Genomic DNA, 479 nt, shown 5'->3' on the forward strand with positions numbered 1-479 from the left:
TCCGCTATGGCCCACCCGAGGGGCGCTACCTGACCAGCTCGATATTGGTCACCACCCAGGCCGAACTGCGCCGCGAGGGCGGACGCTGGCAGATGGGCGCGATCCGGCGCACCGACGGCGTGGCCGTCGAGCGCCTGGAACAGAACATGGACGGTCGGGTGATCGCAGTGCTCGACCACCCCGACGAATCGCGCTCGCTGATCGCCGAGCTCGATCGCGACGCGCTCGAATGGAAGATCACCGGCAAGCTGCCCAGCCCGTTCTGGCCCCTGCCGTCCAGTTCCGGGCTGCGCGAGTTCTACATGGGCAGGAATGTGCTGCTGGCCAACACCATGAGCCACTACGAAGTGCCGCTGTGGCTGTATCCCGACGAGGAGCCGGCGAGCGTCTCCGCCAACGCGGTGTACTACTCGGACGACTGGGGCTCATCCTGGCGCCGCCTGGACATCGCCGGCTACCTCGGCGTGCTCGGCTTCGAC

1 protein-coding gene is annotated in these 479 nt (G+C 67.6%); it reads left to right on the forward strand.

Features of this window, described 5'->3' with window-relative positions:
* Positions 1-479: hypothetical protein (locus tag FLP08_RS16925; RefSeq protein WP_202912794.1), on the forward strand; the 479-nt coding region annotated here is incomplete at both ends.

Source organism: Christiangramia aestuarii (genome assembly GCF_009735585.1).
GTDB classification, from domain to species: Bacteria; Bacteroidota; Bacteroidia; order Flavobacteriales; family Flavobacteriaceae; genus Christiangramia; species Christiangramia aestuarii.